Origin of the sequence: Rhizobium sp. ZK1 (genome assembly GCF_047782645.1) — a bacterium.
GTDB lineage: Bacteria > Pseudomonadota > Alphaproteobacteria > Rhizobiales > Rhizobiaceae > Rhizobium.
Genome location: NZ_CP180587.1, coordinates 95251 through 109022 on the forward strand (window position 1 = coordinate 95251; position 13772 = coordinate 109022).

The following is a 13772-nucleotide window of genomic DNA, read 5'->3' on the forward strand; positions in this document are numbered from 1 at the left end:
TTGGGAGGTTTATTCCGCCGGGGCTTGAGTTGGGGCGCCGGTGGTGGCGTGCCGTCTGCGGCTGACGAATTCGCTCAGCTTTTCCAGGTAGAGGTAGACGACCGGGGTGGTGTAGAGCGTCATTGCCTGGCTGATGAGCAGGCCGCCGACCATCGCGTAGCCGAGCGGCTGGCGCAGTTCCGAGCCGGTGCCGTGGCCGAGCATCAGCGGCAGGCCGGCAAGAAGTGCTGCCGCTGTCGTCATGATGATCGGGCGGAAACGCAGGAGACAGGCCTGACGGATTGCCTCTTCCGGCGACAGTCCCTGATCGCGCTGGGCGGCGATCGCGAAGTCGACGATCATGATGCCGTTCTTCTTGACGATGCCGATAAGGAGAATCACGCCGATGAGTGCGATCACGGTAAAGTCAAAGCCGAAGGCCCAGAGCATGGCGAGAGCACCGAGGCCCGCGGAGGGAAGCGTTGACAGGATCGTCAACGGGTGGAAATAGCTCTCGTAGAGCACGCCGAGGATCAGATAGATCACGGCGATCGCTGCAAGCACCAGCAGCGGTTCACTTGAGAGCGAGCTCTGATAGGCCTGTGCATTGCCCTGGAATGTGCCGATGACGGTTGCCGGCTTGCCGAGATCGGCTTCAGCCTTGCTGATGGCGGCAACAGCCTGGCTGAGTGCTATCCCCTTTGCCAGGTTGAACGAGAGTGTGACTGCCGGGAACTGACTCTGGTGGTTGACGGCAAGCACGGCCGTCGGCTCCGTCGTCTGCTTGACGAGCTCGTTCAAGGGAACCTGCTCGCCGGTCAGCGGCGATTTGATGTAGAGGCCGTTGATCGCAAGCGGCGACTTCTGGAACTGCGGTGCGAGTTCGAGAACCACATGGTAGCTGTTCAGGTCGGTGAAATACTGGGTGACCTGGCGCTGGCCGAAAGCATCGTTAAGCGTATCGTCGATCATTTGCGGCGCAATGCCGAAGCGCGATGCCTGGTCACGGTCGATCGTAAGCGTGACAGTAGCGCCGCTATTCTGCTGGTCGGTGGCGACATCGGTCAGCTCCGGCAGCGTCTTGAATGTGGCGAGCAGCTTGGCTGCCCAGTCGTCCAACTCCTCGGCATTGCCGTCCTGCAGCGTATATTGGAACTGCGTGGCCGAGGCCCGTCCGCCGACATTGACATCTTGCGCTGGCTGCAAGAAGAGCTCTGCACCCTGCATCTGCGCAAGTTTCGGACGAAGCCGGTTGATGATCTCGCTTGCCGAGGCATCGCGCTGGTCTTCAGGCTTCAGCGTGATGAACATGCGGCCGTTATTGACGGTCTGGCCCGCCCCGCTGCCGACGGCCATGCCTACGGTCGCAACACCGGGATCGCTGGCAACGATATTGCCTGCCTCGAGCTGATGGCGCGACATTTCGGCGAAGGAAATATCCTGCGCGGCTTCGAGTGTACCGGTGATCAGGCCGGTGTCCTGGATTGGGAAAAAGCCCTTCGGAATATTGACGAACAGGAAGCCGGTTGCCGCAAGCGAAGCGATGAAGACTGCCATGGTCAGCCGGTGATGGCGCAGCGCTATATCGAGCGTGTAGCGGTAGCCGGCAAGAAGCCCGTCGAACGCCTTCTCGCTCATTGCATAAAGCCTGCCGTGGTGGGCGTCTTTTTCCGGCTTCAGGAAGCGTGAGCTCATCATCGGTGTGATGGTCAGCGAGACGATTGCCGAGACGACGATCGTCATCGTCACTGTAATTGCGAACTCCCGGAACAGCCGGCCGACAATGCCGCCCATCAGGAGCAGGGGAATGAAGACGGCGACGAGCGAGATGCTGATCGAAATGATGGTGAAGCCGATTTCGCGCGCGCCATCGATTGCCGCCTGTTTCGGCGTTTTATCCATCTCCATGTGGCGATGGATGTTCTCGACCATCACGATCGCATCGTCGACGACGAAACCGACGGCGATACTCAAGCCCATCAGCGAAAGATTATCGAGGCTGAAGCCAGCGACATACATCAGCGCCAGCGTGGCCAGGAGCGCCAGCGGCACCGTGACGCTCGGGATCACCGTCACCCAGACATTGCGCAGGAAGACAAAGATCACCATGACGACGAGGGCGATGGTAATGACAAGCGTCGTTTCGACATCCGCTACCGAGGCGCGGATCGTGGTCGTCCGGTCGCTGAGGATGGAGAGGTGGATGGCGGCTGGTGCGATCGCTTGCAGCTGTGGCAGGGCAGCGCGGATCGCACCGACCGTATCGATGATATTGGCGCCCGGAAGCTTGAAGATCGGCAGGAGGATCGCCCTCTTGCCATCGGCCCAGGCTGCCAGCTGATCGTTCTCCGGCCCGTCGATCGCCTGACCGATATCGCTGATGCGCACCGGAGCGCCGTCGTGATAAGCGACGATCGAATCGTTCCAGGGGGCGGCCTTCAGGAGCTGGTCATTGTCATAGATCGTATAGGTATGCTGTCCGCCCTGCACGCTGCCCTTTGGTGCGTTGCTGGTGATGGCCGTCACGGCGCTGCGGATATCCTCAAGCGAAAGCCCCATCTCGGCGATCTTGCCGGGATCGATCTGCAGGCGCACGGCCGGCTTCTGCTGTCCGAAGATCAGAACCTGCGAAACGCCGTCGATCTGGCTGACATGCTGGGCGAGCACGCTTTCTGCAAAATCGTCGACTTGTGTCAGCGGCAGGGTATCCGAAGTGAGCGCAAGAACCATGACCGGCGGAGCGGCGGGATTGACCTTGCGATAGGTTGGCGGCGAAGGAAGGTCTGTCGGCAATTGACCGCCGGCGGCGTTGATGGCGGTCTGCACGTCCTGAGCGGCGCTATCGACGTCGCGCGACAGATCGAATTGCAGAGTGATCGCGCTCGAGCCGAGCGTGCTCGTCGAGGTCATCTGGGTGACGCCGGGGATCTGGCCGAACTGCCGCTCCAGCGGCTGGGTAACCGCCGATGCCATGGTCTTCGGATCCGCACCGGGGAGCTGTGTCGAGACCTGGATCGTCGGAAAATCGACCTGCGGCAGGGGTGCCACAGGCAGGAGAGGGTAGGCGACGATACCGATGCCGAAGAGGCCTGCCATCAGCAGCGAGGCGGCGATCGGCCGCTCGATAAACCAGGAGGAGATCGACATGACCTATTCCTTGCTTGCGGTTTGCGTAGCGGCCGCCTGTTGAATGCTGACATGAGTGCCGACATCGAGCCGATACTGGCCCGACGTGACGACCTGTTCGTTGCCGGAAAGGCCCTTTTCGATGACGGCATGGCCGCTCTCGATCGGCCCGGGAGTGACCTTGCGCACGGCAGCCGTGCCGGCAGCATCGATAACGTAAACGAAGAAGCCGTCTTCACCCCGCTCGAGTGCTGCGGAAGGAATGGTCACAGCCTTCCGGAGCGTCTGCTGCCTGACCCTAAGCGTCACGAATTGACCGGGCCAGAGCGTATCGTCCTTGTTCTCAAAAATCGATTTGATACGGATCGTGCCGCTTGCCTGATCGATGACGTTGTCGATAAGCGAGAGCGTGCCTGATGCGAGTTCTTTCGACTGATCCATCGACATCGCCGTCACCTCGACCGGGCCAGCTTTTAGCGCGTCGCGCACTGCATCGAGATCGTCTTCGCGCAGCGTTGAGACGACCGTGATCGGATGTGTCTGGGTGATGGTGACGATCGGCGTCGTATCGGTCGTGTGGACCTCGTTGCCGGCATCGATCCGGCGGATACCCGTGCGCCCGTCAATCGGCGAGCGTATTTGCGTATAGGAGAGCGAGACGTCAGCAGCCTCCTTGGCGGCCTGATCCTGCGCAAGCTGCGCCTGTGCACTTGCCACCATGCTTTGCTGCTGCTCGACGGTTTCCTGCGTGACGATCTGCTGCTGGCCCAGTTTCTGATCTTTGGCGAGCAGATATTGGGCGTTGGCGAGATCGGCCTGGTCCTGTTTGATCTTTGCGGCAGCCTGATCGTCGGCTGCCTGGAAAGGGCGAGGGTCGATGATGGCGAGCACATCGCCCTTCTTGACGGCCTGTCCCTCGACAAACATCACGCTCTGGAGCTCTCCGTCGACCCGCGTCGTGATGTTGACGGTATAGTTCGCCTGCACCGTGCCGAGACCGTCGAGATAGACAGGCACGTCGGTAACGGTAGGGGATGTAACCTCGACCGGCACGGCCTGCGTGCCGGGCTCCGGGGCGGCATTGGTCGGCTCCGTCCCTGCAAACCAGAAGGCTGCGGCCGTTCCGCCCGCAACGGCGAGAACGGCGATGGCAGCAAGGATCGCCGGTTTGCGACGACGACGGGGTTCGGTCACGATTCGGATGGATGTCACTGCCGGCTCCATGGGCTAAAGGGCGAACTACACTGCAACGGCCACCGGCGTCGGGCGGCCTCCCTGAATTGAAGGGCGAGTACCTGGGCCAGGGGTCAGTCTGCCGATTATCGGCACGCCGACCGGCGCTTCTGTGTCCTGCCGGATCAATTCACCGCGAGAAGGCTACGTCCGGGCGGGCATTGGCGCATCTATACGCAGGTCTAGTTGCCGTTCCCCATAGGTATAAGCCCCGCATCCGGGTGTCTGGCGCCACGAAGTAGGACCGGCGCGAAGAGCATTCGCACCGGCTCTTTGCGCCTATTCAAAGGAGATCGGGTGTGGCCGGCTGCGCTTTGGGCGCCGATGGGTCCTTCCGGAAATCAGGATGCAGCGGTCCGAATGGCATGGCACCCATGCAGGCGACAAGGGCAATGCCGGCGATCGCGAAGCAGAAGGAAAGGATGAAGACGTCGGCATAGGCGAGCACGCTCGCCTGCGCGTGGACAGCTGTCGCGACGGTGGAGAGAGCCTCAAGATTTCCGTGATGGTCTGTGCCGAACAGCGTCTCAAGCTTCGCCAACACGGCCCGAAGACCATCCGAGGATGACGAAATCGGCCCGGTCAGGATATTGGAATGATACTGCTCGCGTTGCCGCAGCCAGGTGTTCAAGAGGCTCAGAGCTAGTTCGACACTGCCGAGCCGGATAACCTGGATATAGGCGGAGACCGCTGTCGAGCGCTTGGGATCGGAGTTGGCGATCAGATAGACGACCGTCGCGAAGAAGGCGAAGGATTGCCCCGCCGTATGGAGGAGCACGACCGGCAGGAAATTAAAGGGCGCCCATGTAATGGAGAGGTTTGATCCCCAGAGAGAGCCGAGCGCCATCGCTGCCAATCCAATCATGATGCAAAGGCGCGCATCGATCCGGCGCAGCAGGAAGATCGCAAAGGCGATGAACAGAAAGACCGGGATGACCGCGCCGAAGATATAGAGTTCGGAGATGGCGATCGGCCGTAAACCGACAACCGTCTGCAGGAAACCCGGAATGGAAATCGCGGCGCCGGAACTGGAAAACGTGAAGGCGATGATGATCGCGTAGCCGATGCCGATGTTGCGCGACAGGATCACGCTCGCATGCGCCCAGGGATTGGCAACGACGCTCTCGTTGATGAGGAAGCCGATGAAGAGGATCGCGCCGCCTGCCAGCAGCGAGGTGACGATGCCGGAGTTGAACCAGTCCAGCCGGTTGCCCTGATCGAGACCGACGTAAATCATGGTCATCGAGCATCCAAGCAGCATCATGCCGCCCCAATCGGCGCCTTGGAGCAGGCTGAGATTGATCTCTTCCCTCGGGGCGCCGATGATGAGGAGCAACGCGATGATCGGCGTGACGATCACATCCTGCCAATAGACCCACTGCCAGCCGAGATAATCGTCGTAGAGGCCGACCAGTACGAACCCCAGATTCTGCGACAGCGGCACGCGAAGCGCGTAGATCGAAAGGCCGATCAGCCAGTATTTCATATCCAGATTGCGGAAGATTACCATGATCGTGGCGGGTATGAAGACGCCGAGCAGCAGGGCTCTTGCCGCATGCAGCACAAACAGCGGCGCACTGTCGTGGACGATCGGAATGGCAAACGAAATGCAGGCGTAGATCAATGTCGTCGGGATCATGACCCGCCGCACGCCGAAGACGGTCGCAAGCCAGGCCACAGCAGACGAGATCAAGATCTGCGGTGCGTTGGCGACGGTGCTGAGCCATGAGGCTTCATCGAAACCAAGCGAATAGGCGCCGCGGATATCCGGTAGTCCGACGGCGAAAACGCGGGTGTCGAAGCCGACCACGAAGGAGGCGAGCAGAAGTGCCGCAACGATGAGAACAGGGTGGCTGGTCGTCGTGCCGCTGGTCAGCGGACCAAAGGCGCGCGGTGCCGCGCTCATTGCTCTTGGTCCGACTTCGTATCGACCGTGACGACGGCCGACATTCCGGGCTTGAGCCGATCCAGCAGCGGCTGGCCGGGATCGAAGACGATCTTGACCGGGATGCGCTGGACGACCTTCGTATAGTTTCCGGTCGCGTTGTCGGGCGGCAGCAGCGCAAAGATTGAGCCGCTGGCCGGAGACAGGCCGCTGACGGTGCCGTGAAGTATCTGGCCGGGGAAGGTGTCGATGGTAACGTCTGCCGTCCTGCCTGGGGTCATGCGGGAAAGCTGCGTCTCCTTGAAATTCGCGGTTACATAGACACTCGGGAGGGGAACCACCGAAATGACGCTCGTTCCGGCGGCCACCAGGTCACCCTCGTGGACGAGCCTGCGGCCGATGACGCCATCGAAAGGCGCGTAGATTCGCGCATAGCCCTGATGAATGAGAGCCGTGTCGAGCGAGGCCTGCGCGGCGTCGACCTGCGAGCGCAGCAGCGGATATTGCCCGTTCAACACATCAAGCTGCGCCTTCTGCTGCTCGATCGAAGCGGCTGTCGATTTCACAGAGGCCTGGGCTTGCAGATAGGCGGCTTGCGCCTGCTGCAACAGCTGTTGCGAGGTCGCGCCGCCAAGGCTTGTCTGGCGGTGGAACTCCTGTTCCGTTTGCGTCTGCTGCGCCTCGGCCGACGCGTTCTGTGCCTCGGCCACCTGTACGGCAGCCCTTTGTAGTTCGATCTGGTTCGACAGATTGGCAAGCGAGGCGTTTGCCGCGGCAAGATTGGCTTTGGCGCCCTCGACCGCCGCATCATATTCACGCGGGTCGATCTCGGCGAGCAGCTGGCCTTTCGTCACCTTCTGATAATCGGTAACCGGCGTGCTGCGGACGATGCCGCTGATCTGGGCGCTCAAGGTGGACACGTCGGCGCTGACGACGGCGTCGTCGGTCGATTGCGATGCCGCACCCGCCACCCACCGGTTCCAGTCGACGGTTGCCACGGCCACCCCGCCACTGACTAGGGCAATGGCGAGAAGCGGAATGGCAAGGCGTCTCAGCGAGATCACCGTCGCCGGCGGAGATCCGACCGGCGCGGCCGGACTGTCCGGCAAAGGGGACGGCTGTAACGGGCTAAGGCTGGTGATGGTGATCGGATCGGCCATGAGACGCCTCATTTCTCGTTTCGGTCGGTGGAAATCTTTGCGCGGACGCGAACCGGGGCCGGCGAGAAGGAGACGTGGCCGCTGCCGTAAAACTGCAGCCAGTAGCCAAGCGCCATGAAAACCGCCCCGCCGATGAGGTTGCCGACCGTCACCCAGATGAGATTGTGGATTGCTGCAGCAAGCGTGATGTTGGCTGGATGCTCGCCCATCAGCGCCATCGAGAAGGTGAACATGTTGGCGACGCTGTGTTCGTAACCGGCTGCCACGAAAATGGTGATCGGCCAGAAGATCAGCATGATCTTGGCAGCGGCATTTTCCGTGCGTCCAGCCATCCAGATGGCAAGGCAAACAAGCCAGTTGCAGAGAATGCCGCGGGCAAGGAGCTCGAGCGATCCAGCCGACATCTTGGCGGAAACTGCGGAAAAGAACGCCTGGCTTCCATCGCCCAGAAGCACGCCGCCGCCGGCCAGGTGGAAGAGGCCGGCGAGAACGACCGCGCCGATCAGGTTGCCGATCCAGGCGCTGGCCCAGACGAGCAGCATATCGGAAATACGGCTGCGCCGGGTCAGTACCGCAAGCGGCATATACATTGCCGTTCCCGTGAAGAGTTCGCTGCCGGCAAAGACGACGATTGTGAGCGCGGACGAGAAGACGATCCCCATGACGAGATGTGCCCAGGCCGGATCGGCATGCGCGCCGGCGGTAAACATGATGATATCGCCGAAACCGATATAGGCGCCGGCCATGGCAGCCCCAATCAGGAAGGCAGGAAAGTGGCTACGGACTGCTTCGGCTTTCTCTTCGCCGGACTGGGCAAAGTGATCAATCGAATCCTGATACATGACGGCACCTCGTCTCTCTGGTGATCGAACCGGGCTTCGTCCCGGATGCAAAAAACGTTAGTCGCGCATGCCGCGTTGCTGAATCATACCTACGTCTAGGCTGCCTCCGGGCAGGTCCAGACATGTGTTGTCATGCTCGCATGCTGCTTCGGTCGTGACGGATAATCGGGCAATACTCACAAAAAAGAGGCCGCCTCCCAAAACGGAAAGGCGGCCATTTGCGGATCCTCGGGCAATCCGTGACTTCGGGCGGAGGGGAGGGACACCGGGAAGCCCTAACCGAGATTTCTATCGCCTGTCAGGAGGAGGCTTCAGGCGATGGAGTGCAAGATACGCCCATCCCGAAGCAGGCGGAACTAAACTTAGGTATCGGCCTGCCTAGACCAGCGCGCGATTTCATCCGGTTGGGCGGCTTCCCTATTCTTTTCGTCGATCGGCGAGCCCTCGTCGACGATGTCGAGTAGCATCCGCGGTTCCCTCAGACGAGCTATGCCGCCGACAGCGACCTTCAACTCCGAACAGGATCTATCATGAAAACCATTCTTCTTTCCCTCTTCGCAGCCGGCATCTTTGCCGCCCCTGTCGTTGCAAACGCCGCCCAGGCCGATGTCGGCAAGCTGGATTGCGACGTTTCCAAGGGCATCGGTGTCATTGTCGGCTCCAAGCAGGACGTCGACTGCACCTATACGCCGAGCGCTGCCGGGGATGCCAGTCAGCATTATGTCGGCACAATCACCGATTTCGGTCTTGACGTCGGTACCGTCGAAAAGGGCCGGATGGTCTGGCTGGTCTTTAACGCCACGCGTGAACCGATTGCCGGTCTTGAGGGCAATTATGCCGGTGTAACCGCCGATGCCAGCGTCGGCATTGGCGGTGGTGCCAATGTGCTGGTCGGCGGAACGAACAAGACTGTCTCGCTGCAGCCGGTTTCGCTTGAGGGCGATGTCGGTGTCAACCTGGCCGTCGGTGTGGCGGCGCTGAAGCTGCAGCTCGCTGACTGAATCCGGCGAACTGAAGCTGAAAGCCGGCTTCGCGGGTAGCACCTGGGAAGCCGGCAAAGTGCAAAGAGCCGAAACCCCTCGGATGCGTGCGGATGACCGGTCCTGCCATCTTCAATCCAGATGAATGCTCGGCATTGCGCGTGGGTCCTCCGCTCAGTTCTCGCAGCAGCGGCATGCCGAATGACCAGGCAACGACGGTCTCTGGCCGCTTTTCCATTTCCCGCATCTGGCGCGGTGGGCCGAGGAACTCGCCGGTCAGGACGACTTTCTTGACATCTGATCAATCAGAAACCTTGCCGTCGCTGGTGCGGGCACTGTAGGGAAGAGCCTGCATGGAGAAGGTCATGAGCAGAACCACCAAACAAGAAGCAGATCTCCTCATCACCGACGAGAAAGAACCGGTAAAACGCAGGCTTCGCGAGCGTAGCGCCGCGGAGCGTCCTCCAGAGCTCGAAAACTTCCTGAATCTGCTGGCTCGTGCGATGCTGCATCCCTCGGCCTCGACGATGGCGAGTTTTGTCGCCGGGAAGGTTTTCCAAAAGCTTGAACGCACGGGAACGCTAAACCACAAGCAGCTTCAGGACACCGGTATCCCGACGGGCCTCGAGGCCGCCCTCCAAAACGCAATCGCGACCAGAGGCATTTGTGCCGAGGTAGCGCAGTGCGTTCGGCGCCTCGCTCACTCGCTCGTGTGGATCAAAGGCAGAAGCGGACCATTTGCCAGCCTGAACTTCGAGACAGCTCATGCGCACGCCGTGATCGTCGGACCAGGTGGACTGGAAGACCGGACGGATATCCGCATTGGCCTCACCTATATGGAGCCCTACAGCCGGTTCCCCGATCATGTGCAGCGGTTCTCACGGGCTTTTTTGTTGCTCTCACCCTGCGAACTTTCGATTGCCGGAGAGAGCTGGTTTTCGACCGGAACAGGCGGCGTCTTCGCGGCTGAAGCGGGACAGTCCTTCGCCATGCGTTGTACCACGACACCGCTGTTGGCGGTCTGGTGTCACGTCGAAGAGCCCGGACGTGCGCGGAGTTGAAAGGAATTGGCTCCGCCAAAATACCGTTTTCCACGGTTGCACAGCTGTTCAATCGTCGACGCTTGGTTTCCGGCGGTTGTATATGACGATTTCATGACAGAGTATGTGCCCCGCTGATTTGCAGGGGAATACATGCATGAAAGAAAAGAAGCGGGTCTACGAGGCTCTCGTGGACGGCGCCATGGAAGGGCTGGTGGGCGATGCGCTTTACGATTTCGTCCGCAGGCGCTGTCCGAAAGCCTCCAGCAAGAAGATCGTTCGCGCCTCGCTGCTGGCGCTGAGCGATCCTCATCTCAAAGACCGCAATATCCTCGATGTCATCTATGCGCTGGCGATCGAGCACCGGCTGGACGGGATCACTATCGAGGACGAACAGGAAGAAGAAACCGAGGAGGAGCAGAAGCCCTCCGACCTTGTCGCCTTGGACCGCCCGCCGCTTTCGTGACTGCGAGGTGAAAATGCCCTTCAATTTCCGGAGGAGCGCTTTTCGGAGGAGTGCTGGCACTATCAGGTGGCGGTGTCCGAAAGTTCTTCCAGGATCGGACAGTCCGGACGATCATTGCCGTGGCAGGCATGGACGAGATGTTCCAGTGTATGCCGCAGCTCCGTCAGCTCGCGGATCTTCCGGTCGATTTCCGAAAGCTTGGCCTCGGCGATCCCCTTGACGTCGGCGCTCGCCCGGCTCTTGTCCTCGTAGAGCGCAAGCAACTGGCGGCATTCCTCCACCGAAAAGCCGAGGCCGCGCGAGCGCTGCAAAAAACGCAGCTTGTGCACGTCCGAGGCCGCATAATCACGGTAGCCGTTTCCGCCCCGGTCGGGGCGGATGAGGCCGATATCTTCATAGTAGCGGATGGTCTTCGAAGGCAGGCCGGACCGTTCCGAGGCTTCCCCAATATTCATCGCTTGATTCCTTTACAGCTTTTCGACCCTGAGCCTCAGCGCATTGCCGATGACCGAGACGGAAGAGAGGCTCATGGCAGCGGCCGCAATCATCGGCGAGAGCAGCAGGCCGAAGATCGGGTAAAGCACGCCGGCGGCCACGGGTATGCCGAGCGCATTGTAGCCGAAGGCAAAGCCGAGGTTCTGGCGGATGTTGCGCATCGTCGCTTCTGCGAGCCTCCTTGCGCGGACAATGCCGTTGAGGTCGCCCTTCACCAATGTAATGCCCGCACTTTCCATCGCAACGTCGGCCCCCGTGCCCATGGCGATGCCGACATCGGCGGCGGCGAGCGCCGGCGCATCATTGACTCCGTCGCCGGCCATGGCGATGACAGCGCCTTTCGCCCGGAGTTCATCGACCAGCGCCTTCTTGTCCTCAGGCAGAACATCGGCGCGAACCTCGTCGATCCCAAGGCTTCTTGCCACGGCACGGGCCGTCCGCTCATTGTCGCCGGTCGCCATGATGATCTTCAGGCCGCTGTCGTGCAACGCCTTGATGGCGGCAGCCGTTGTCGGCTTGACGCGGTCGGCAACGGCGACAAGGCCGGCCAGCGCGCCGTCAACGACGACGAACATGACGGTCTTGCCTTCACCGCGCAGCGCCTCGGTCTTCTCAGACAGCCGCAAGGGATCGATGCCGAGATCGGCAAGCATGGCGGCATTGCCGAGCGCGACGGATGCGCCGCCCGCCTTGCCTTCCACGCCCTTGCCGGTCCTTGCCTCGAAGCCTGTCACGTCGCTGAAGGTGAGGCCGCGTTCTTCCGCACCGGAGACGATAGCCTCGGCGAGGGGATGTTCCGAACCGCGTTCCAGGCTTGCAGCAAGCGCCAGCAGACGGTTTTCATCAATGCTGCCCAAAGCTACAACCTCGGTCAGCTTTGGCTTACCTTCGGTCAGGGTGCCGGTCTTGTCGACGATCAAGGTATCGACCTTCGAAAAACGCTCCAGCGCTTCCGCATCCTTGATCAAGACACCCTCCTGCGCGCCACGGCCGGTGGCGATCATGATAGACATCGGTGTTGCAAGGCCGAGTGCACAGGGGCAGGCGATGATCAGCACGGCGACGGCGGCAAGCAGGGCATTGGCCAGACGCGGCTCCGGCCCGACGAAGGACCAGATGAGGAAGGCCACGATCGCGGCGGCGACGACGGCGGGAACGAAGATCGCCGAAACGCGGTCGACAGCCCCCTGGATCGGTGCGCGCGAGCGCTGCGCCTTCGCTACCATGTCGACGATGCGCGACAGTGTCGTGTCGGCACCGACCTTCTCGGCGGTCATGATCAGCGCGCCGTTCTTGTTCATGGTGCCGCCGGTCAGTGTGTCGCCCACAGCCTTTTCCACCGGCAGCGGTTCGCCCGTGATCATCGATTCGTCGATGGTCGACTGGCCCTCGGTCACCAAACCGTCGACCGGTACGCGTTCACCAGGGCGTACCCGCAACCGGTCACCGGCCTCAATCTCATCGACAGGCACGTCGCTTTCGCTGCCGTCGGCATGGATGCGGCGCGCGGTTTTCGGCGCCAGGTCGAGCAGCGCGCGGATTGCAGAGCCGGTGCGTTCGCGCGCCTTCAATTCCAGCACCTGCCCGACGAAGACTAGCGCAACGATGACGGCGGCAGCCTCGAAATAGACGGGAACAGAGCCGCCATGGCCGCGGAAACTATGCGGAAAGAGATCGGGCGCCAAGGTCGCCACGACGCTGTAGACATAGGCCGTGCCGACGCCGAGGCCGATCAATGTCCACATGTTCGGACTGCGGTTGATGAAGGATGCCCATGCCCTGCGAAAGAAGGGAAGGGCTGCCCAGAGGACGACCGGTGTCGCCAGCGACAGTTCGACATAACTCGCCAGCGGTTCACCGAGCGCTTGGCGCGGCCACGACAGGCCAAGCATCGGACCCATGGTGAGGATCAGGAGCGGAACAGAAAGAACGGCACTGACCCAGAGCCGCCGGATAAAATCGACGAGTTCCGGGTTCGGGCCTTCATCCTCGGGCGGAACGCCCATCGGCTCCAGTGCCATGCCGCATTTCGGGCAGTCGCCGGGATGGTCGCTGACGATCTCAGGATGCATGGGGCAGGTATAGAGCGTTCCCTTCGGCATGGCGGCCGCCGCGGGTTTCCTGTCATCGCGATAGGTTTCGGGATCGGCCTCGAACTTCGCCTTGCAGCCTGCCGAGCAGAAATAGAATTTTTCGCCCTCGTGCTTGAGGAAATGCCTGGCGCTGGCGCGATCGACCGTCATGCCGCAGACCGGATCCTTGGCTGTCAGATAATCGTGCGGTGCCGCCTCGAATTTCTTTCGGCAGCCATCGCTGCAGAAGTGATAGGTGTGACCGTCATATTCCAGGGAAGGCTTGCCGGCATTCGGATCGACCGTCATGCCGCAGACGGGATCGCGCACCACCAGCTCTTCAACCTTTTCGTCGTGGCCGCAGCCGCATTGCGTGCCGTCGCCATGATAGTGATGGCCGTGGCCATGTCCATGATGATCGTGGTCGTGGTGATGATCGTGCTTGGTATCCATAATGCTTTCGCCTTTCATGCCCTTCTGGCATCCGGACAGTT

10 protein-coding genes are annotated in these 13772 nt (G+C 61.2%); 3 read left to right on the plus strand and 7 right to left on the minus strand.

What is annotated here, in order from left to right:
- Positions 1–9 precede the first annotated feature (9 nt).
- From ACK9YZ_RS23130 to ACK9YZ_RS23150, 5 genes are all read right to left on the minus strand, one after another.
- The gene (locus ACK9YZ_RS23130; protein ID WP_416067717.1) at positions 10–3126 is read right to left on the minus strand and encodes an efflux RND transporter permease subunit; all 3117 of its coding nucleotides are present in this window, start codon (positions 3124–3126) and stop codon (positions 10–12) included.
- A gap of 3 nt (positions 3127–3129) precedes the next feature.
- Positions 3130–4317, minus strand: a complete 1188-nt coding sequence (locus ACK9YZ_RS23135; RefSeq protein ID WP_416067718.1) for an efflux RND transporter periplasmic adaptor subunit — start codon at positions 4315–4317, stop codon at positions 3130–3132.
- A 304-nt stretch (positions 4318–4621) separates the two neighbouring features.
- Positions 4622–6244, minus strand: a complete 1623-nt coding sequence (locus tag ACK9YZ_RS23140) for an MFS transporter (protein ID WP_416067719.1) — start codon at positions 6242–6244, stop codon at positions 4622–4624.
- Positions 6241–7383 (minus strand): HlyD family secretion protein, encoded by a 1143-nt coding sequence (locus ACK9YZ_RS23145; RefSeq protein ID WP_416067720.1) that lies wholly within the window; start codon positions 7381–7383, stop codon positions 6241–6243. Before ACK9YZ_RS23145 ends, ACK9YZ_RS23140 begins: the two co-directional genes overlap by 4 nt.
- Before the next feature lie 8 nt (positions 7384–7391).
- Complete coding sequence (locus tag ACK9YZ_RS23150; protein ID WP_416067721.1) at positions 7392–8225, minus strand: formate/nitrite transporter family protein; 834 nt, start codon at positions 8223–8225, stop codon at positions 7392–7394.
- A 530-nt stretch (positions 8226–8755) separates the two neighbouring features.
- Between ACK9YZ_RS23150 and ACK9YZ_RS23155 the strand changes: the two genes are divergently transcribed.
- The 3 genes from ACK9YZ_RS23155 (at position 8756) to ACK9YZ_RS23165 (ending at position 10711) form a co-directional block, all read left to right on the plus strand.
- Entirely contained in the window at positions 8756–9226 is a 471-nt protein-coding gene (locus ACK9YZ_RS23155) for a DUF992 domain-containing protein (protein ID WP_416067722.1), read from the plus strand.
- Positions 9227–9570: 344 nt separating this feature from the next.
- A complete protein-coding gene (locus tag ACK9YZ_RS23160) occupies positions 9571–10266 on the plus strand; it encodes a dimethylsulfonioproprionate lyase family protein (protein ID WP_416067723.1) in 696 nt (231 codons plus the stop codon).
- A 136-nt stretch (positions 10267–10402) separates the two neighbouring features.
- Positions 10403–10711 (plus strand): hypothetical protein, encoded by a 309-nt coding sequence (locus ACK9YZ_RS23165; protein WP_416067724.1) that lies wholly within the window; start codon positions 10403–10405, stop codon positions 10709–10711.
- A 62-nt stretch (positions 10712–10773) separates the two neighbouring features.
- Here ACK9YZ_RS23165 and cueR read toward each other — a convergent pair whose 3' ends face one another.
- Both cueR and ACK9YZ_RS23175 read right to left on the minus strand, forming a co-directional pair.
- Positions 10774–11166 carry a Cu(I)-responsive transcriptional regulator gene (gene cueR / locus ACK9YZ_RS23170; protein WP_216759479.1) on the minus strand — a complete coding sequence of 131 codons (393 nt, stop codon included), beginning with the start codon at positions 11164–11166 and terminating at the stop codon, positions 10774–10776.
- A gap of 12 nt (positions 11167–11178) precedes the next feature.
- Positions 11179–13731, minus strand: a complete 2553-nt coding sequence (locus ACK9YZ_RS23175; protein WP_416067725.1) for a heavy metal translocating P-type ATPase — start codon at positions 13729–13731, stop codon at positions 11179–11181.
- Positions 13732–13772: the final 41 nt, after the last annotated feature.

Bases quoted from the DNA above. Each gene is read 5' to 3' on its own strand.
- ACK9YZ_RS23130 (WP_416067717.1), bottom strand. From the start codon at position 3,126: ATGTCGATCTCCTCCTGGTTTATCGAGCGGCCGATCGCCGCCTCGCTG.
- ACK9YZ_RS23140 (WP_416067719.1), bottom strand. From the start codon at position 6,244: ATGAGCGCGGCACCGCGCGCCTTTGGTCCGCTGACCAGCGGCACGACG.
- ACK9YZ_RS23145 (WP_416067720.1), bottom strand. From the start codon at position 7,383: ATGGCCGATCCGATCACCATCACCAGCCTTAGCCCGTTACAGCCGTCC.
- ACK9YZ_RS23150 (WP_416067721.1), bottom strand. From the start codon at position 8,225: ATGTATCAGGATTCGATTGATCACTTTGCCCAGTCCGGCGAAGAGAAA.
- ACK9YZ_RS23155 (WP_416067722.1), top strand. From the start codon at position 8,756: ATGAAAACCATTCTTCTTTCCCTCTTCGCAGCCGGCATCTTTGCCGCC.
- ACK9YZ_RS23160 (WP_416067723.1), top strand. From the start codon at position 9,571: ATGAGCAGAACCACCAAACAAGAAGCAGATCTCCTCATCACCGACGAG.
- ACK9YZ_RS23165 (WP_416067724.1), top strand. From the start codon at position 10,403: ATGAAAGAAAAGAAGCGGGTCTACGAGGCTCTCGTGGACGGCGCCATG.
- cueR (WP_216759479.1), bottom strand. From the start codon at position 11,166: ATGAATATTGGGGAAGCCTCGGAACGGTCCGGCCTGCCTTCGAAGACC.
- ACK9YZ_RS23175 (WP_416067725.1), bottom strand. From the start codon at position 13,731: ATGGATACCAAGCACGATCATCACCACGACCACGATCATCATGGACAT.